Here is a 19,579-nt window from a genome sequence, read left to right as displayed (position 1 = left end):
CCGGTTGCTCAAGGAGCTGTTCATGACCCCGAATCCATCCTCGATGCGCACTGCGCGTCTCTCGCGTTGCAAATCCTCATGAAGGGCAACTTCCTGAGATCCAGTCCCCTCTGGATCAGCGCAGCCGTCCTCGCTTCGATAGGCGCAATCGGCGCAGCGATGCTGATGTGGCGCCCGGCGATAGCACCGATTGAGCGCCCGCGAACGTTCGATGCCGCGCAATTGCAGCGTGGTGCGCGGGTGGTCGAAGCAGGCGATTGTGCGGTGTGCCATACGCGTCCGGGCGGTCAATACATGGCAGGCGGGCTGCCGCTGGTGACGCCGTTCGGTACGCTCTACAGCACCAACATCACACCCGACCCGCAGACCGGTATCGGCCAATGGTCACTGCCGGCGTTCGAGCGGGCGATGCGTGAAGGGATCGCCCGCGATGGCCACTTCCTGTACCCCGCCTTCCCGTACGTGCACTACCGGCGCATGAGCGAAGGCGACATTGCCGACGCGTATGCGTACTTGATGAGCGGCCCTGCCGTGAACTCACCGGCCATGCAAAACCGCATGAATTTCCCGATGAACCTCCGGCCGCTGGTGTCGTTCTGGAATCTGCTGTTTCTGCATGCAAAGCCGCTGACACCTGTAGTGCAGCAATCTGAAGCGTGGAATCGCGGACGTTATCTGGTTGAAGGCCCCGGCCACTGCGCGGGCTGCCATTCACCGTTGAACCTGATCGGTGCCGAGCAGTCCGGCGAAAGCTTCGCGGGCGGTGAGGTGGATGGCTGGGAGGCGCCTTCGCTGCTCGGCATGGCCCGTCGCGCAAACCCGTGGAGCACTGAACAGTTGGTCCGCTATCTGCGGGCAGAAGTGGTGGATGGGCACGGCACAGCCGCAGGCCCGATGCGCCCGGTCAGCCTCAGTCTGGCTTGCTTGCCGGTCAGTGACGCGGAGGCGATTGCCGAGTATTTGCTGAGCCTGCAAACCAAGGCTGCGATCACCGAAATCCAACCCGGCGCCGGGAGCGTTGAGACCTTGGACCAGACCAGCGGCGCCCTGCTGTTCGCCAGTGCCTGCGCCGGTTGTCATGCCCCTGCGGCGCCGATGCGCGAGATCGACGGGCGTCCGGCGCTGGATCGCACCTCGGCACTGCAAGCCCCAAGCGCACGCAATTTCCTGAAAACCGTGCTCGAAGGTGTGCCGGCAACTCCGGGCGTGCCCGGACCGGTCATGCCGCCGTTTGCCGCCAGCCTGGACAACGTTCAACTCATAGCCCTGGCGTCATACCTGCGCCAGCAAGCCAGGCCTGACCAACCCTGGACAGAGCTTTCTTCCACTATTGAAGCGATCCGTCAGGAGACGAAATGACCCAAGTCACGCTCAACGTCAACGGCTCGGCCCAAGCCTTGGAGCTGGAACCTGACATGCCGCTGCTCTATGCGCTGCGCAATCATCTGGGGCTGAACGGCGCCAAGTACGGGTGTGGTTTGGGCCAGTGCGGCGCCTGTACGGTCATCGTCGATGACAAGCCGGTCTTTTCTTGCGTGACGCCCTGCGCGGGCCTTGAAGGCAAGAAGGTTCGAACGGTTGAAAGCCTCGGTACCGCCGAACGTCCCGGTCCTTTGCAAAAAGCCTTTATCGATAAACAGGCGGCCCAATGCGGCTACTGCATCGCCGGCATGCTGATGCGCGCGCAGTCATTGCTGGAGAGCAATCCGCACCCGGACGAACAGACCATTCGCGAGCACATGGCAGGCAACCTGTGTCGTTGCGGCACCCACCTGCGGATTATCGAGGCAATCAGCCTGGTGGCCGGGCAAAACGGGAGCGCGAGATGACGATGGAGAACAAAGTTGACCACAGTCGCCGGGCTTTCTTGCGTGGGGGTGCCTTGCTGGTGGCGTTTACCCTGGTGCCGGCGGCGCGTCGTGCATGGGCCGATACCGAAGTGGATACGCTCGGCACGGTGGTGCTGGCACCTGATCTGCCCGGCAGCCTGCGCACCAATCCCTACCTCGATGCGTGGATCCGCGTGGGCCCTGAAGGCATCACTGTCTACACCGGCAAGGTCGAATTGGGCACTGGCGTCAAAACAGCCTTGCTGCAAATTGCCTCCGAACGTCTGGAGGTTTCGCCGACGGCGATCAACCTGCTGACGGCCGACACTGCACTGACGCCCAACGAAGGCTACACCGCCGGCAGCCACAGCATTTTCGACAGCGGCACCGCGTTGTTCAACGCGGCGGCGCAGGTGCGTGAGTTATTGCTGCAGTCGGCCGGGCGCAGCTGGGAGGTGGCACCGCCACTGTTGACGACGCAGGAGGGCGTCATTCACGGCCCTGCCGGACAACGAATGTCCTACGCTGACGCCGTCAAAAACGTCGATCTGCACCTCTATGCCAAGTCCGAATCGCCGGCAATGCCAGCGACGGGCTTCAAGCTGATCGGTCATTCGCTGCAACGACTGGATATTCCGGCAAAAGTCAGCGGAGGCCCTGCATTTGTTCAGGACATTCGTCTGCCGGGCATGCTGCACGCTCGGGTCATTCGCCCTCCTCGTCCCGGTTGCACGCTGGAAGCCTTCGACGCGGAGTCGATCAAAACGTTGTCCGGGGTTGTGCAGGTGATTCGCGACGGCAATTACCTTGCCGTGGTGGCGCGTGATGAATGGCAAGCGATCAAGGCCATGCGCCACGGATATGAATCGGCGCACTGGAGCGGTGGACAAGCGATACCCGAGTCACGGGACGTCCACACATTGCTCGAGCGCCTGCCTTCACGCCGCTACCCGATCAGCCATGAGGGCACGCCACAGGAAGCGACCGACAATCGCTATCGAGCGCGCGTGACCAAGCAATACCTGATGCACGGATCCATCGGCCCGTCCTGCGCCGTGGCCTGGTTCAAGGACGGCACCCTCACCGTCTGGACCCACACCCAAGGCGTGTATCCGCTGCGCGCCGGGATCGCCGAAATGCTGCGGCTACCGCCCGAGCGCGTTCGCTGTATCCACACCGAAGGGTCCGGTTGTTACGGCCACAACGGCGCAGACGATGCAGCGGCCGACGCGGCGTTGATTGCCATGCGAATACCGGGCACGCCGGTGCGGGTGCAGTGGATGCGCGAGCAGGAAAATCTCTGGGAACCCTACAGCTCGGCGATGGTGACTGAAGTGCAGGCCAATCTTGATGCTCAAGGTCGACTGCAGGACTGGAATTATGAACTGTGGACCACGCCGCATAACGAACGCATCGTCAACGCGGGCCGGCTGCTGCCGGCGCGACTGCTGGCCCGACCGTTCACCTCCGCGCCTTCGGTGCCCATCGCTCAACCTGAAGGCGACGGCGATCGCAATGCCGTGCCGCTGTACACGCTGGCATCCACGCGCATCAACATGAACTTCGTCACTGAGATGCCGTTTCGCACCTCTGCCATGCGCTCGCTGGGCGCGCACATCAACATCTTCGCGATCGAGGCGTGCATCGATGAGCTTGCCGCCAGGGCCGGGAGCGATCCGGTGGCCTTGCGCCTTGCCCATCTGGCGGATCCCCGGGCGCGGGCCGTGGTGGAGCGCGTGCGCGACGCCATCGGCTGGTCGCAAAAAAGCAGCGAACCCGGCGCGGGCATCGGCTTTGCGTTTGCCCGCTATAAAAACATCATGGGCTATTGCGCGATCGCGGTGCGCTTGCGCGTACATCCGCAGACCGGCGAGGTGCAGGTCGATCACGTCGTCACGGCGGTAGACGTCGGGCAAATCGTCAATCCCGATGGCCTGCGCAACCAGGTGGAAGGCGGGATCGTGCAGTCCACCAGCTGGACGCTGTATGAAAAAGTCGCCTATGACGCCGGGGGCATACGCAGCTACGACTGGAGTGGCTACCCGATCCTGCGCTTTTCGCAGGTGCCGAAAAAGGTCGACGTGCACCTGCTCGACCAACCGGGACAGCCGTTTCTCGGCGCCGCCGAAATCGTCCAGGGACCGATGGCCGCCGCCCTCGGCAATGCCGTGGCGAACGCTACCGGCCGACGCTGGCTGAACCTTCCTTTGACCCGCTCGGAGCAACCGTCCTGACCCTGCGCAGCGTTGCGTTTCACGCAATGCAGCGTAGAGGCTGATGCGGATTATCAAGCGGCATGCAGCGGATTAACTTACGGCCATACGGTGCCTGGCCAAACGTCCATCGCCGCCCTGCTCCCTCTTTTCGACACCCGGAGAAATTCTATGACGCAGCAACTGTTCCAACCCATCGCATTGGGGCCATACACACTCCCGCACCGAGTGGCGATGGCGCCGTTGACACGCTCTCGTGCCGGGCAACCGGGCGATGTCCCGACGGCCATGAACGCCGAATATTACCGTCAGCGTGCGAGCGCCGCATTGATCATCACCGAGGCGACGCAAATCTCCCGACAGGGCCAAGGCTATGCCTGGACCCCGGGAATCTACAGCGATGAGCAGGTACAGGCCTGGCGCGAAGTCAGCAGCCAGGTGCACGAGGCCGGCGGTTTGATCTTCATGCAACTCTGGCACGTGGGCCGCGTGTCGCACCCAAGTTTCCAGCCTGACAATGCCCTTCCAGTGGCCCCGAGCGCATTACCCGTGCCGGGCAAGACGTTCATCGTCGACGCGGATGGCAACGGTGTCTGGGGCGATGTGCCGGTTCCGCGGGCACTGGAAACCTCGGAGATCGCTGACATCATCAACGACTACCGCAGGGCCGCGCGCAATGCGCTGAGTGCCGGAATGGATGGCGTGGAAATTCACGCCGGCAACGGCTATCTGTTGGATCAGTTCATCAACAGCAACAGTAACCAGCGCGAGGATAGCTACGGAGGTAGCCTGGAAAACCGTGCGCGCCTGTTATTGGAAGTGGTTGCTGCCGTCGTCGACGAAGTCGGTGCGCAGCGCGTGGGGGTACGCCTCACGCCGATGGGACGCTTCATGGGCATGGGCGATGAGACGCCGCAAGCTACGTTCGGCCACATCGTACGTTCGTTGAACCAGTGGAATCTGGCCTACCTGCACCTCGTCGAGCCTGCCGTCGTCGGCACCGTCAAGGACGAGAACTTCGATCCGCGCTGGGATGCAATCATCGGCCAACTGCGTGCAGCGTGGGACGGCGTGCTGATGATCGCCGGTGGCTACGACCCCGAGACAGCGGAACAGGCCTTGATCGACGGCCGCGCGGACATCATCGCGTTCGGCAGACCGTTTCTGGCCAACCCTGATCAGCCACGACGAATTCGCGACGGGTTGTCGCTCAATGCGCCGGATCCGAGCACCTTCTTCGGTGGCGATCAGCGTGGATACGTGGATTACCCGGCTCACTCCTGACAGGTGAATCCAGACCATCAATGCACCTTGGCGCGCCCGTGGACGCCTCGTCCGACGGGCAGGAGCGCCGCGCCAAGGAACTGATGCTGCGTGCAATCAGCCGCAGCGTTTGCATCAGCGAACTGGCTGAACAATGCGCTCCAGCACAACCTCCAGTGGATGGCGCAATTGCGTGTTGGCAAAGCGCTTCACCTGACTGCGGCAGGAGTATCCCGTCGCCAGCGCCTCACCTTTTTTGTCCAGCTTGCCGGCCCATGACTGCTCGAAAATGGTCCGCGAGGTGTCCTGGTTTCGGGCTTCATGACCGTAGGTTCCGGACATGCCGCAGCAGCCGGTCGCCTCAGTCGTCAGCTTGAGCCCGAGTCGGGCAAAAACGGTTTCCCATTGCGAAGTGCTGGCCGGGACATTGGTTTTCTCGGTGCAGTGCGCCAACAAACGGAATGTATCAGTCGCCGGATGCGGATTTTCCGGCAACGCATCGCAGAGCCATTCCTGGGGTAGCAGGACCTTTGGGCAATCGTTGAGCCCCGGTACTTTCTGATATTCCTGGCGGTAGACCAGGGTCATTGCCGGGTCCAGCCCCACCAGCGGCACTCCACAGTCGGCGAGCGCCTTGAGCTGATGGGCGTTGCGGATCGCCGCCTTGGCGAATGCACCGAGGAAACCCTGCACATGCAAAGGCTTGCCGTTGGCGCTGTAGGGCGCCAGAAACACCCGATAACCCAGCTGATGCGCCAACTGAATGAAGCTCGCCAGCAACGGGGTTTCGAAGTACCGGGTGAAGGCGTCCTGCACCAGCACCACGCTGCGCTCACGTTGCGCGACAGTGAGCTCGCGCAAGGCTGGCACACTGGCGACAGCGACCTTGCAGCGGGTCAGCGTGGCCTGCAGGTTATGGCGATTGATCAACGGACTGTCGAGCATACCGACCTGTCGCTCAAGCAGACGGCTCACCCATTTCGAGCTCATCACCGCGTTGTACAAACCTGGCGCGTAGGCCATGTAAGGCAGGGTGAACTCCAGCGAGCCGATCAAATAGTCGCGCAGCGGGCGTTGATAACGACCGTGGTACAGCTCCAGAAATCGCGAACGGAATTCCGGCACGTTGACCTTGACCGGGCATTGTCCCGCACAGGATTTACAGGCCAGACACCCCGCCATCGCGTCGTAGACCTCATGGGAGAAATCCGCCTCGCCACGCGAGCGCGCCAGGTTATTACGCAACCGCGTTGGCAACCCGCTCAGCCACGACAACTTGCCTCGGGCCGCTTGCAGCACATCGATATTCGCCGCGCCTTGCAGACGCAACCACTCGCGAATCAATGAGGCCCTGCCCTTTGGTGAATGCTGGCGTTCACGGGTGGCTTTCCACGACGGGCACATCGCATCGTTGGGATCGTAGTTGTAGCAGGCGCCGTTACCGTTGCAGTGCACGGCGGTGCCGAAGCTTTGCCAGACGCGCTCGTCGATTTGCCGGTCCAGGTCACCACGCAGCGTGACTTCGTTGACCTTGAGCAAGCCTTGGGCGGCGTCCGGCGGAGTGCAGATCTTGCCGGGATTGAGCTGATTGTGCGGGTCGAACGCCCCCTTGAGCGATTGCAGCGCCGGGTACAGCTCGCCAAAAAACTCGGGGACATATTCCGAACGCAAACCTTTGCCGTGCTCACCCCACAGCAGCCCCCCATAACGCCGGGTCAGCTCGGCCACGGCATCGGAAATCGGCTTGACCAGAGCGGCCTGGGCCGGATCTTTCATATCCAGCGCCGGACGTACATGCAACACACCGGCATCGACGTGACCGAACATGCCATAGGCCAGGCCATGGCTATCCAGCAAGGCGCGGAACTCAGCGATGTAGTCAGCCAGTTTCTCCGGCGGCACGGCGGTGTCTTCGACGAAAGGCTGCGGGCGAACCTCACCGTCGACGTTACCCAGCAGCCCGACCGAGCGTTTGCGCATGGTGTATACGCGGGTCACGGCTTCGGCCCCTTCGGCCAGGGTGTGGCCCAGTCGCTCAATCGTCGTGTCGGCCTGCAGATGCTCCACGAACGACGCCACGCGAGCATTCACGTCTGTCAGGTCTTCCCCGCTGAACTCCACCAGATTGATACCCAGCGTCGCGCGCTCTGCGTCCGTCGGGAAGTACTCGGCGACGCTGTGCCAAACGATGTCTTTCATCGCCAGCATCAACACTTTGGAGTCCACGGTTTCGATGGACAACGGTTTGTGCGCCAATAACGCATTGGCGTCGCGCAACGCATCCATGAAGCTGCTGTAGCGCACGTTCACCAACACCGAATACTTGGGAATCGGCAGCACGTTGAGCTTGGCTTCGACGATGTAGCCCAACGAACCTTCCGCACCGCACAGCACACTGTTGAGGTTGAAACGCCCGTGCTCGTCGCGCAGGTGCGCCAGGTCGTAACCGGTCAGGCAGCGGTTGAGTTTGGGGAATACCGACTCGATCAGGTCGGCCTGGCTTTCCTGAATGTGCCGCGCCGTCCGGTACACCTCGCCGATGCGGCCGGGTTGCGTGCAGGCCACTTCCAGCTCCGCGTCGGACAGAGGCCGGCTGTGCAGGCGCTCGCCACCGAGCAGCACACTGTGCAGTTCCAGCACGTGATCGCGGGTCTTGCCGTAGGTGCAACTCCCCTGGCCGCTGGCATCGGTGTTGATCATGCCGCCGACGGTGGCGCGGTTGGACGTCGACAGCTCCGGGGCGAAGAACAGCCCATGGGGTTTGAGCGCGGCATTCAGCTGGTCCTTGACCACGCCCGCCTGCACCCGCACCCAACGCTCGGCGACGTTGATTTCGAGGATGGTGTTCATGTGCCGCGACAAGTCGACCACGATGCCATCGGTCAATGACTGGCCGTTGGTGCCCGTGCCGCCACCTCGCGGGGTCAGCTTGATCTGGCGAAAGCGTGGTTCGGCCATCAAGGTCGCGATGCGTGCGATGTCGTCCGCGTCCATGGGGAACACCGCCGCTTGCGGCAGGCGCTGGTAAATCGAGTTGTCGGTCGCCAGCACGGTACGGGTGGCGTAATCGGCGCTGAGCTGGCCACGAAAGCCGCTGGCGCGCAGGGCCTGAAGAAATTCCGGATAGTCTGCCGCGAGTGCAACGGTGGGCAACTGAGCGATCATCGCAGGCTGTTCTCTTGTCGGTCTAATCATGGGAAAAAATCAAAACACTTGTCGCCTGAGCATTAATGGGTCAGCCTCAGGTCGTCGGCTACGCCAATGATCCTGTAGGCTCTGGCGCCGGACAAACGGATAATCCTGCCGCTATCGATGACTTTTACGAATGAATTACCGTCACCTCACGCCCTCGATGTCGTTGCTGCTGGCCTTTGAGGCCGCCGCCCGCCATGAAAGCTACACCCGCGCCGCGATGGAACTGTCTCTGACCCAAAGCGCCGTGAGCCGGCAAGTCCAGGCGCTGGAACAGCAACTGGGCCTGACGCTGTTTCGCCGTGAAGGCCGGCAAGTGCAGTTGACCGATGTCGGTCGTCTCTACCAACGGGAAATGAGCGAAGCGCTCGGACGCATCCGCAGCGCCACGCTGCAAGCCATGGCTTACCAATCCGGCAGCGGCACCTTGCGCCTGGCCACCTTGCCGACCTTCGGCTCGAAGTGGTTATTGCCGCGCCTTCATGACTTCTACAAAACCCATCCCGGCATGCTGGTGCACATCAATTCCCGGATCGACGCCATCGACTTCGAAACCAGCGGTATCGATGCCGCGATCGTCGTCGGCAATGCCGATTTGCCGGGCCTGATCAGCCATCGCCTGCACACCGAAGAACTGATGGTGATCATTTCTCCAGAAGTGGCCGAGCTCCATGACGCCTGGACGCCGGAGCGCATTGGCGCACAGACACTGCTCAACGTCGCAAACAACGCCAACGTCTGGGGCGAGTGGTTCAGCCACCACGGCCTGCCCCATCGAATGATGCGGCTGGGGCCGAGTTTCGAACTCACCTCGCACTTGATCCAGGCCGTCAGGGCCGGCATCGGCATCGGTTTGGTGCCACGTATTCTAGTGGCCGACGAGTTGGCCAACGCAGAGCTGATCAGCCTCGACCAGCCGTTCGCCAGCCAGCGCAGCTACTACCTGACCTACCCGCCGCGCAACGAAATGCTGCCATCGCTTATCGCGTTCCGTACCTGGTTGCTGGAACAGATCTGAACGAGCGCAAAGAACAGGCTGTCCACTTTGTTCTTCTATGATGTCCATCAGTTGCGCGCGCAACTGCAGGATTTTTGATGCGTTGGTGGCAAGGGAATTGAGGAATCCATGACTGACCGCGAACAACTCCATCGAGATGGCTTTGCGCTGCTCCGTCGAGCGATCCCGACCGAGTGGCTGGGTGACCTTCGTGCCGTGTTCGATGCGGGCGTGAAGCCGGCGGACCAATGGCCAGTGCCGCGCGGCATGGATTGGCGTCATTCGCTGTTGGATTCTGATTCGAAGATTCAGGCGGTGTGTCGTTTGCCGGAGCTGCTGACGGTGGTTGGTGAGCTGATCGGAGAACGGTTTTTCCTCTCGCAGGTGGAGGGTCGCGAGCCCCTTGCTGGTGGCGGTCATCAGCTGCTGCACCGCGACTTGTCGGCCCAACGGCCAGGCGACATTGTGAACGCCATTGCTTACTTCGACGATTATGGCCCTGAGAACGGCGCAACACGTATCGTCCCCGGCAGCCATCGCCCTGACCAGGAAGCGCCGCCGTTCGACTTCAATGACGAGTCCCGGTCTGTGCAGCTTTCAGGCTCTGCTGGAGACATCCTGGTGTTTGATGCCGATTTAGTGCATGCGGGCAGTCTGAACTCGATCGGCGCACGCCGTCGCTCCATCCTGATCAGCTATTTTTCGGAGCCTTTATACGCGTCACACCTGGAAACGGTGAGCCTGCGCAGTATCCGGATGGACACGACCGATCGGTTCGACCCTTCGGATTTTGCCTGCTCAAGCCATCAAGAATAGCGGACCGAAAACCAACAAGGAGTGCCTGCCATCAATGGCAGCCCCCACCACACCCGTCCAACTGACAATCGGACGGGTGTGGTGGCCTTGATGGATTCTCCAGGGGGGATCCACCCCTACAGCTGGGACTTTTTTTGTGTCCGCCACTTTCCTGGGGCATATTGAATTTACTGGAGAACATTCGGGTGAAATGGGCTTGATCAGCAAACCCGCACTCCAACCCCACTTGAGAAATAGAAAAATCAGTTTGCTCAAGGAATTCTTTCGCTCGGGTTAATCTTGCAAGCTGAAGCCAATCACGTGGGGAGTGGCCCGTAGCATTCTTGAAAGCTCGGGAGAAGTGACTTCGTGACAAGGAACACTCCTTGGCTACGGCCGAAACCTGAATGCCGCAATCAAGGTTTTCCATCATGACTTCTTTTGCTTTTCGCTCCTGCCAATAACTCAGTCTGCCCGGCCCGTTATTGGTCGCTATGAGTCGCAGATTGGCGCATGCCATCGTCATGATCGGCTCAGCGCCAAGCCCGGCGGCACCGATTGCGATGGATACCCGTTTGTCGCCTCCCTGGCTGGACTTGAAGACTTCTACAACGTCCACGTCGTTCATTGTGACCTCTCAATGTTGGAGACGAGGTCTATTGTGGCCAGCATCATTTTAGCGAAAGCGCTTGATCGGGCCGTCCATGCGCCCGTTTGGGCCAGATCGTTAGCGGGGTTTGCGTAGCCCGCTTGGGGTTAGACCCAGGTGGCGCTTGAACAGTCGAGCAAGGTATGAGGGGGAGTCCAGGCCTACCGCGAGGCTGACTTCGAGGATCGATAGTGAAGTGCATGAAACAAGCCGGGCGGCCGTTTCCACTCGGGTGCGGTTGGTGAAATCCAGCAGGGTTTCGCCCGTAATGTCTTTGAAGATACGAGTAAGGTGACGCCGTGACAGGTGGAACTCATGCCCAATCGACTCAATATCCAAATCTGTTTCCAGATTCTCCTGAATGTAGCGCTGTATGTCGCGAACCAGCGTCGCCTGCTGTTGATGTTCACTCGGCTGCGGCAGTGTCTGCTGACAAGCGATAACCCGCGCGCACTCCTCGAAGAGCAGATGATTGAGATGGGGTAATTGGCGCTTAAAGGCCTGCGCAGATGCACTGCCTTGCAGTTGGTCGTACAGGCGCAAGATACTTTCCAGCGCCTCGGTTCCTTGCCAGATCCCCGATCGATTTACCTGTTTGGCGAAACCGCGGTAACCGTTCATCTGTCCTTGATGTTTGATGTAAGAGGGATCGACATACAAGGTCATATGTTTCTCCCGCCCCGGAGCCGCTTGGGTTGCGTGTGCAAAGTCTGCCGGCACAAAGGAAAACAACCGGGGCGAAACGTGAGAAGTCTGGCTGCTTTCGGTCGACAGGAACAGCCCACCCTGGCGTGGTAAGAGCAGCATATGACAGTCGTGGGCGTGCCAATCCACGGCGTAGCCACTGGTGTCGCTAGTCTCCAAGTGAAACATTTCGGGCGACTGACCACTGAGCTTGGACGACATATAGGCCATAAAGCAGCCCCCTTAATAACAGTGGACCGCTGCAATAGCCTCGTCGGGGCAGTTCTGAGCGGCGGATGGCGAATATCGGTAACAATGGGTGCATCATTATCATATATACCTTCCCAACACGGCACGACCAGACCAAAGCGCTCCTCCCCCTTGATATTCACTGCTGTCTTGGCCATATCCAATTGGTATTGCGCTGGCTTTACCTCGCGGTCACTGGGTGAGCATGGCGTATCGTCCTTGGGTCAACAGAACGGAGGCTGATATGAGAGATGGCACGGACAAAAGAGTTGTTGTCATTGGCGCGGGCATCGTGGGTGCGTCCCTCGCGTATCACCTGACCAGCAAGGGCGCGAATGTCATTCTGGTCGAGGCTGGAGGCATAGCGTGCGGCGTGACTGGAAGCTCATTCGCATGGATCAACACTTCACACAACGGGCCCGATCCCATTGCACAGTTGCGTGATGCAGCAATCGAAGAGTATCGCCGACTCGAAACGGAGCTGCCTGGCCTGAAGATACGCTGGACAGGTTCCCTGTCTTATGGCGCGAACTCAGATGGCGTGCAGCCAGCCTCAGGCTGCCAGCCTTCGGCAATACCGGTATCGCGCTCGCGGATTTCCACCCTTGAACCCAACCTCAAGAATCCCCCTCAGCATGCCTTGTATGCAGCACAAGAAGGTGCGCTGGATGCTGTAGAGGCCACCCATGCCTTGATCGCGGCTGCCCAGGCTCATGGGGCAAAGGTTCTCACGCAGACTCGGGTGCTCGGCTTTACCACTCGGAATGCGAAGGTGACGGGAGTCGAAACCGCAACGGGCATCATCGAAGCCGACATTGTCGTACTGGCCGCAGGGGCTGGCATCACCAAACTGACACAGATGCTAAACGCGCCCCTTCCAATAGAAGCCTCTCCTGCCATATTCATCCGCTACAAGACACAACCTCATCTCGTGAACACCATCATCTCCAGCCCTGAAATGGAGGTGAGGCAAAGCACGGAGGGTACGTTGCTGGCAGCGGAAGATTATTTGGGAGACGCTTTGGAAAACCAGCCAGCAGCAATAGCGCTAAGAACCGCCAAAGCCATCCAGAACGAACTTCATGGCGTAGTTTCCATTGAGCCGGAATTGGCTCGCGTCGGACTGAGGCCGATGGCTGTCGACGGCATCCCCATCATCGGGTATCTACCCACTCTCGGCGGGGTGTACGTCTGCACCATGCATCCCGGAGTTGCCCTGGCTGCGATAGTGGGCCGCCTTGCCAGCGAGGAGATCATCGACGACAAGGCCTTTGCTGCCCTTGGCCCATGTCGTCCCGAGCGATTCTTTGCGGAAAAGATTTTTTGATTGCGGAAAAAACTAAGGGCCTGCATGAGAAACCTCATGCAAGCCCTTGATATTCATGGTGCCCGGCTGTTCTGGGATGACCGGTACTTGCTCAGTTACTGGTCGCCGCCAAGTTCACACACAGCGGAACTGGCCGCTCTCATGCCCCACCTGGGCAATTAAGGCCGCCATCCGCAGCCGGGTATTGATCTGGTATCGGTCCATCGCCAAATTCAACACAGACGCAAAAACGCCGGCTTATTTGCCGGCGTTCGGGAGGATCTGCAGCAGTTGCTGCGCGGTGATGGGCATACGCTTTCTCCGAAATAAATAAACGTAGTGCGGCAAGGTGTCGCCGGTAATTCTTCGATCGGGTAGGATGTGCGCGCCCAGGAGACAGACCTGAACACATGGAATTTCCAACGATGACATCTATTGCCAGCTCAAAACTAAGCTCGCTAAAACAAACGCCTCATCACTTAAAGTACCGATCAGACATTGACGGTCTGCGCGCCATTGCAGTTTTGAGCGTTGTGATTTTTCATCTTGGGCTTGGCTTATTCCCCGGCGGTTTCGTCGGCGTGGATGTGTTTTTTGTGATATCTGGCTTCTTAATCAGCAAGATCATCTACACGGAAACATTCGCAGGGTCTTTTTCGATAACTAATTTCTATGTACGGCGCGCTCGTCGAATTTTGCCGGGACTGTTATCGGTACTTGTGGCTTGCTCAATTTGCGCAGGATATCTTCTTTACCCGAGTGAGCTTGTGAGCTATGCGAAGTCTGTAATTTCAACCGCATTGTTTTCGGCAAATATATATTTCTATGCGACATTGAATTATTTCGGCCCTTCGGCCACAGAGATCCCACTGCTGCATCTTTGGTCGCTCGGCGTGGAAGAGCAGTTTTATATCCTGTTTCCTTTGCTCGCCATCGCCATGGCCGCATCGTCGCGAAACCTTCGAGTCGTTATTTTCTCGCTCCTGCTTGCATCCATGGCGTCGTCAGCATGGCTTCTGACGACAGACCCGTCCGCAGCGTTCTACCTTCTGCCATTCAGGGCTTTTGAGATGCTGATTGGTAGCGCACTTGCACTGCCAGGACGCCGTAGTACGCCGAGCAAGACCATCTCAGTTTTGGCTTGTGCTTTCGGCTTGATCTGCATTTGCGTTGCAGTTTTTGGCTATGACAAGGCAACCCTATTCCCAGGCCTTGCCGCGCTCCTCCCATGCATCGGGGCAGCGCTGATAATCTATGCCGGCGAGCAGAAAAACACCCTGTCCCAAAGGGTCCTGGGGAATGAAGTTCTTGCGTCCATAGGCAGAATTTCCTATTCGCTTTATTTGGTCCATTGGCCTGTTATCGTTTTCGGCAAAAGGGCATTCCCGTATGCTGATCAGTACACATTCGCGGCGGCAGCATTTGCTGTCTCGGTGCTCCTTGCTTACCTAAATTTCCGATACATCGAGCGGCCGTTTAGAGGTCGTAGCTCGATACAGCGCCCGAAAAAAGTCCTTGGCGTATCTTTTGTGGCGCTTGCTTCTGTAGTGTTTATCTCAGGGCTGACCGTTTACAAGGGAGGGTTTGCTGGAGGGGCTGACCACCGCGTCAAAAAGGCACTCTCATATCTCAATTACAACACAAAGATCCTATATAAGTCCGGCACTTGCTTTCAAACCGCAGATCAAGCTCCAGGAATTGTTGATATAAGCTCTTGCCTACCTAGCGGCAACACTAAAAAGGTAATGCTATGGGGCGATAGTCACGCAGCACAGTATATTTCTGGACTATCAAAAACTTTAAAACAGCAAGGTTATTCTCTTGGCTTTCTTACGGCCCAATCATGCCCGCCAATCATGGGCGTCACGGTTCTATCAAACCCAAGATGCGGTGCTTTTAATGAAATGGCTTTGCCGGTTATCCTCAAGGAGAAACCGGAAATAATCATTATGGCTGCAAACTGGGTAGCCAATGACGTGACCATGGATCTATTGGAGCTAACCATTCGCAGGCTGTCAGACACCGGCATAAAGCTGGTAATCCTTGGCGAGGCTCCGCTTTACAAGCTCAACGTGCCAGCAATGGTTGCAGAAAGAATCAAGGCAGGCCGTGAGGACTTTCTTTCGAGCGAAGAACTCGAGCACGCCTTTCTCGACAACTCCAATAACGTGATGCGTCCACGCTTCTCAAATCGACAGGACGTCAAATTTATATCGGTCATGGACATCATGTGCCCGGGGTACAAGTGCCCGCTGACAACACCTGACGGCACTCCGGCAGCCTTCGACATAGCCCACCTTACCGAAGAAGGCTCCGCGATGTTTGCCGAGAAGCTGACGCCAGCCATCCTGAATTAACGGCGCAAGCCACTACAAGGATTCGGCTGATCGAGACTCAGGGCCCGCAACAATCACCGGTACGGCTGGAACAATCGGCCAAACCGGCGAGGCATTCCAGCCTGGCTTCGTGGTTACCTTGCCCACGGCGAACTTATAGGCCTTCCAGGCTTTAAGGTTCACCAGTAGCCTCGTCCTCTTCGGTCACCTCGCCGGCGTCGATGCCGTAACCAGGCGTGTCGATGCGATCTTGAATTCGCGTGATCTGCGTTACCGCGACAGCGTTCTTTGCAGCCAATTCGGCCTTGGCTTCCACCAGGTGCAGCGCGGCGGCAGCAGCCTTCATCTCGACGGCAATCAGTTGGGACCAGTCGATATTACTCATGGCCAGCTCCTTGTTAGGCCGGATCGGGATCTGTCAATGCCTGATTGAGGAGCGCTTCGACGAGGGTGTACCGCTCCAGGCCCCCACAAAAGAATGGCCCGGCGCGCTGCTCATTAACGCCAAGCTGCACACGGTGAAGATTGAGCGTTGGTATATGGGCAAAGAGGGCAAGCTCACCGACCGGATGGCCGAACTTCAAGCCATGGCCGACACCGACGACGAGGGCCTGAAAGAGGCCTTGCAAGACACCGTAGATGCAATCCTGGGTGAGTTCGAGATGAAGGCCGACAACATCGTCATGCTGCGCCGCAATATCGAAAGCGATATCGATGCCATCAACAAAGAGGTCGAGCGGCTCAACGAGCTGAAACGCGTGAAGAAGAACAGCATAAGCCAGGCATGCAGGAGGACCTGCCGCCCCACCTGGTGCGCGAGAACAGTCTTCCTCTTGGCTGGCCAGCATGACAACCGCCTTCTGCCGCCACGCGCGGTACGGAGCAGCTCATGAACATCCAGTTTCTATCCCACGAGGAGGTTTGCGAGCTTACCGGCGCGCGGACGAAGGCAGGTCAGATCCTCAACTTGAAGAAGAATGACGTCCAACACACGACCAAAGTGAACGGCTGGCCAAGTGTTACCGCGATGGCAGTGACCGCAGTCGGTACGCTTGAAGCGGAAAAAACCGTATGAAACACGTAAGGCCAGCTGACATGGGACGACGACCAAGTAAATCCGGCTCAAGCCCGGCTGCGAGAGCGTAAGAAAGCCAGCGGGCGGGTCTTCTATTATTACGACACTGACGAAAGGACCGAAAAGAAATCCCTCTGGCAGCGATTACGGTGATCATGGAGTACGCTAAGCTCGAGCGTGATCGCACCACAACTGAATTGGTCGTCAAGGCCATCACTTTTAGTGAATTGCGGACCAGAAACAAACAAGGGTTTGCATTAGCTTTCGCCCGCAAACCCTTGATTTTAGATGGTGCCCGAAGCCGGAATCGAACCGGCACGCCCTTACGAGCGGGGGATTTTAAGTCCCATGCGTCTACCAGTTTCGCCATTCGGGCGGTAGCGCTTGTGCAACAGAGGGGGAAATATATACATCCCGCCCCGGTGAAGCAAGTTCACAACCCCCTTTTCAAGACTAAATCTTGCAGGACTGCGAAAATAAAAAAGCTCCGTAGATCATGGACCTACGGAGCTCGTTTAAAGTGGAGGTCGAAGTCGGAATCGAACCGATGTAGGTGGATCTTCAATCGATCAACAAAACAAGCTATTTCAATAGGTTAGCATCATTATCGTTCTGCAAGCTACTGATTTTCAAGGTTCTGTAAGCCGCGCGGCACACGGGACTGCTCCATGGCTGCGGAGCTGCCCGGCGCCTGATTTTGTGACTCATCACGCCAACCTCGTCCGAAAATAGACCTGATGCCGAGTTACCAATTGATACCAAAAACGACAAGCAAAGACGCTTTAATCGACTAGCCTTGCCGTACTAAACGCCAACGGAAGGGCAACCTGGATGATCAAGTTTGGAGCCGAGCGACCGGCAGAAACGCTGTACCCCAGTCTTTACGATGAGTTCGAGATCAGCAAAAAACCCTATTGGTCATCTCCCAGGGTGCAGGAAAAGGCCATGATCACGGCTCGCGCCAGCGCCATATTTAAACTGCTCAGGTTGGGTACTCGGTCCAACCCTCAGTGAGCATTTCGGCGCGATATGTGTCCTCATCGATTGCTTGCGGAAATGCTCGTTAGCGGTCGATCTGGAACCGCCTCATCGCCACGTTAAGGGCAGGTGCAAAAACGCCGACGCTGGTGCCGGCGTCGGAGAGGATCTTCAATAATTGTTGCACAGCAACAATAATGGCATTTTGCCAAGATGCGTCCAGTGATTTGGTGTAGAATCCGCATCGATCGGCGCGACCCACCAATTTAGCGCTCAAAAAAACAAATAACATTCTCGGTTTTATATGCCTAAACAAATCATGGATAGAATTGTATTTTTGGATTGCATGCGAATATTTGCCTTTATTGGCGTGCTCGTCGGCCACCGAATGTTCCCAGACGTCTACTATGCATCTATCGATGAATCACTACATATCTCTTTACGGTATGTTTTATCGGCAATCTCTCCATTAGTTTGGTCTGGTGCTGCAGGGGTAATCGTTTTTTTCATTACATCTGGCTACGTCATAACGCATGTACTCCAGTCCGAGAACACAACAGAGTTTCTCATAAAACGTTTTTTCAGAATTTATCCATTATTTATTTTCGCCGTCATCTGCGAGGCGCTGGTAAATAAATTCGTTAATGGAATCCCGCTCCCTCCAGCCTGGCAATGGATTCCACACCTCCTTCTTTTAGGTGACCTGTTTGCAATTCCAACCTCACTATCTGGTGTTGAGTGGACGTTGCGGATTGAGGTTGCTTTTTATGTGTTGATGGCGCTATTCAAGGCGTCCGGCCTGATGCGCAAGCAGCAGTACCTTCCAATGGTATTTGGCGCTATTGCTGCAACCTTGTATTTCTCTTCGCCATTCCCTAACTCACCAGGGCTCACCCTCGGATACACCACGCTTTATGCTCCGTTCCTCTTTTTAGGATCGTGTATTTATCTGCTGGAAACCGGCAAAGCCAATAAGAATGCCTGCATCGCATTAATGATATGCATCGTCTTGGCATTCTGGACTATGACGACCAAAATCCAGCCATCATTCAATAACAATAATCACTCGATGTATGCACTGGCTATTTTCTTCTCTGCATGGCTGATTCGAGACAGAATACAAGATGGCCCACTTATCAGGCTCACCTCAAACCTGACGTACTCAGTCTATTTATTCCATAACTGGGCATGGCCTTATTTGGCAGAAGTCGTGAGCAACTTGGGAATCACCTATATCCCGCAAAAAATACAAATAGTCATGATCCTTGTAGTCATTTGCTATGTACTACATAAAACAGTAGAAACGTACGGCCTTCGCGCCGGGAGAATTGTAGTAGCCCGCTACCGCACTGCAAAGACCATCAACAGAATCAAACAAGTAGAAACTGCCAGCTCTTAACCCCCCCCTATAACGATTACTCCAATACACTCAACTATCACGCGGGGATTGGAACCCCTGCCCTTGCCATAGCTGGCAAAGTGGTGAAGTAGCTTCTGTACCTATCTTCAGATGCCACGAAGGCTGCCGCGGATGGTGACCTTGAGCTTTCAGCGACGATTAGCAAATTTCAGTTCCGTGAAACCGACCGAAGACGGCTAGTGAAATTGACGATATCACTGACGCAAGTGCCCCGCTCGGTCACTCAGTTCGAGGGATAAAAAAGGTTTATCACCGCGTGTGGGCCCATCGTAAAGCCAACAACGCAATCCATTCATGCGGAACACTTCACTTTCCTGAAGGCATAAAAAAACCCCGTAGATCATTGATCTACGGGGTTTTTAATAGTGGAGGCCGAAGTCGGAATCGAACCGGCGTAGGTGGATTTGCAATCCACTGCATAACCATTTTGCTATTCGGCCTCAAACATCTGACGTTCAGTAGCACAACATCAAACGTGTAAACTCGTATCTGGAAACAAGATTCTAATCTAGCTCCCAACCCTTTGAAATCTAAGGGGTTTTCGTGTTCCTGAATCAGGAATGGACGCAATTCTGGACTGGTTCGAAAGGCAT

General features: G+C 57.3%; 14 protein-coding genes, 2 tRNA genes and 3 pseudogenes. 11 read left to right on the top strand and 8 right to left on the bottom strand.

Going from position 1 to position 19,579, the window contains the following annotated elements:
- Positions 1–159: 159 nt before the first annotated feature.
- The 4 genes from LOY36_RS13240 to LOY36_RS13225 all read left to right on the top strand — a co-directional run bounded on the left by LOY36_RS13240 (position 160) and on the right by LOY36_RS13225 (position 5,326).
- Positions 160–1,359, top strand: a complete 1,200-nt coding sequence (locus LOY36_RS13240) for a cytochrome c (RefSeq protein WP_258673958.1) — start codon at positions 160–162, stop codon at positions 1,357–1,359.
- Positions 1,356–1,829: a (2Fe-2S)-binding protein gene (locus tag LOY36_RS13235; protein WP_258673957.1), complete on the top strand. Its 474-nt coding sequence runs from the start codon at positions 1,356–1,358 to the stop codon at positions 1,827–1,829. The genes LOY36_RS13240 and LOY36_RS13235 overlap by 4 nt, the downstream gene beginning before the upstream one ends.
- Positions 1,826–4,063 (top strand): molybdopterin cofactor-binding domain-containing protein, encoded by a 2,238-nt coding sequence (locus LOY36_RS13230; protein WP_258673956.1) that lies wholly within the window; start codon positions 1,826–1,828, stop codon positions 4,061–4,063. The genes LOY36_RS13235 and LOY36_RS13230 overlap by 4 nt, the downstream gene beginning before the upstream one ends.
- 150 nt (positions 4,064–4,213) lie before the next feature.
- The gene (locus tag LOY36_RS13225; RefSeq protein WP_258673955.1) at positions 4,214–5,326 is read left to right on the top strand and encodes an alkene reductase; all 1,113 of its coding nucleotides are present in this window, start codon (positions 4,214–4,216) and stop codon (positions 5,324–5,326) included.
- A gap of 114 nt (positions 5,327–5,440) precedes the next feature.
- On the opposite strand, the gene LOY36_RS13220 is transcribed toward LOY36_RS13225, so the two are convergent.
- The gene (locus LOY36_RS13220; RefSeq protein WP_258673953.1) at positions 5,441–8,470 is read right to left on the bottom strand and encodes an FAD-binding and (Fe-S)-binding domain-containing protein; all 3,030 of its coding nucleotides are present in this window, start codon (positions 8,468–8,470) and stop codon (positions 5,441–5,443) included.
- A gap of 160 nt (positions 8,471–8,630) precedes the next feature.
- Here LOY36_RS13220 and LOY36_RS13215 point away from each other — a divergent pair, with 160 nt between their 5' ends.
- A complete protein-coding gene (locus tag LOY36_RS13215; RefSeq protein WP_096480274.1) occupies positions 8,631–9,515 on the top strand; it encodes a LysR substrate-binding domain-containing protein in 885 nt (294 codons plus the stop codon).
- Between the two features lie 108 nt (positions 9,516–9,623).
- Positions 9,624–10,310 (top strand): phytanoyl-CoA dioxygenase family protein, encoded by a 687-nt coding sequence (locus LOY36_RS13210; protein WP_258673951.1) that lies wholly within the window; start codon positions 9,624–9,626, stop codon positions 10,308–10,310.
- Positions 10,311–10,341: 31 nt separating this feature from the next.
- On the opposite strand, the gene LOY36_RS13205 is transcribed toward LOY36_RS13210, so the two are convergent.
- Together LOY36_RS13205 and LOY36_RS13200 are read right to left on the bottom strand one after the other, a co-directional pair.
- Positions 10,342–10,917 (bottom strand): AraC family transcriptional regulator, encoded by a 576-nt coding sequence (locus tag LOY36_RS13205; protein ID WP_258673949.1) that lies wholly within the window; start codon positions 10,915–10,917, stop codon positions 10,342–10,344.
- A gap of 99 nt (positions 10,918–11,016) precedes the next feature.
- On the bottom strand, positions 11,017–11,853 hold the full coding sequence (locus LOY36_RS13200; RefSeq protein ID WP_258673947.1) for an AraC family transcriptional regulator: 837 nt from the start codon (positions 11,851–11,853) through the stop codon (positions 11,017–11,019).
- Positions 11,854–12,115: 262 nt separating this feature from the next.
- Here LOY36_RS13200 and LOY36_RS13195 point away from each other — a divergent pair, with 262 nt between their 5' ends.
- Positions 12,116–13,198, top strand: coding sequence for an FAD-binding oxidoreductase (locus LOY36_RS13195; RefSeq protein WP_258673945.1), 1,083 nt, complete (start codon positions 12,116–12,118; stop codon positions 13,196–13,198).
- A 117-nt stretch (positions 13,199–13,315) separates the two neighbouring features.
- On the opposite strand, the pseudogene LOY36_RS13190 reads toward LOY36_RS13195, so the two are convergent.
- Positions 13,316–13,489: pseudogene (locus tag LOY36_RS13190) on the bottom strand (glycoside hydrolase family 19 protein); the annotation flags it as partial.
- A 98-nt stretch (positions 13,490–13,587) separates the two neighbouring features.
- On the opposite strand from LOY36_RS13190, the gene LOY36_RS13185 reads away from it, so the two are divergent.
- Positions 13,588–15,534 carry an acyltransferase family protein gene (locus LOY36_RS13185; protein ID WP_258673942.1) on the top strand — a complete coding sequence of 649 codons (1,947 nt, stop codon included), beginning with the start codon at positions 13,588–13,590 and terminating at the stop codon, positions 15,532–15,534.
- A gap of 12 nt (positions 15,535–15,546) precedes the next feature.
- Here the strand turns inward: LOY36_RS13185 and LOY36_RS13180 are convergent.
- Positions 15,547–15,898, bottom strand: a pseudogene (locus tag LOY36_RS13180) (phage tail protein).
- Between the two features lie 154 nt (positions 15,899–16,052).
- Between LOY36_RS13180 and LOY36_RS13175 the strand changes: the two are divergent.
- A pseudogene (locus tag LOY36_RS13175) lies at positions 16,053–16,292 on the top strand (siphovirus Gp157 family protein); the annotation flags it as partial.
- Positions 16,293–16,402: 110 nt separating this feature from the next.
- Positions 16,403–16,588 carry a DUF4224 domain-containing protein gene (locus tag LOY36_RS13170; RefSeq protein WP_258673940.1) on the top strand — a complete coding sequence of 62 codons (186 nt, stop codon included), beginning with the start codon at positions 16,403–16,405 and terminating at the stop codon, positions 16,586–16,588.
- A gap of 289 nt (positions 16,589–16,877) precedes the next feature.
- On the opposite strand, the gene LOY36_RS13165 is transcribed toward LOY36_RS13170, so the two are convergent.
- Positions 16,878–16,964 (bottom strand) — tRNA-Leu (locus tag LOY36_RS13165).
- Positions 16,965–17,651: 687 nt separating this feature from the next.
- Complete coding sequence (locus tag LOY36_RS13160) at positions 17,652–17,951, bottom strand: hypothetical protein (protein WP_258673939.1); 300 nt, start codon at positions 17,949–17,951, stop codon at positions 17,652–17,654.
- A 3-nt stretch (positions 17,952–17,954) separates the two neighbouring features.
- On the opposite strand from LOY36_RS13160, the gene LOY36_RS13155 reads away from it, so the two are divergent.
- Entirely contained in the window at positions 17,955–18,965 is a 1,011-nt protein-coding gene (locus LOY36_RS13155) for an acyltransferase (RefSeq protein ID WP_258673938.1), read from the top strand.
- A gap of 387 nt (positions 18,966–19,352) precedes the next feature.
- Here the strand turns inward: LOY36_RS13155 and LOY36_RS13150 are convergent.
- Positions 19,353–19,426 (bottom strand) — tRNA-Cys (locus tag LOY36_RS13150).
- Positions 19,427–19,579: the final 153 nt, after the last annotated feature.

Source organism: Pseudomonas sp. B21-019 (genome assembly GCF_024749225.1).
GTDB lineage: Bacteria > Pseudomonadota > Gammaproteobacteria > Pseudomonadales > Pseudomonadaceae > Aquipseudomonas.
This window is presented reverse-complemented; position numbering and strand designations above follow the sequence as displayed.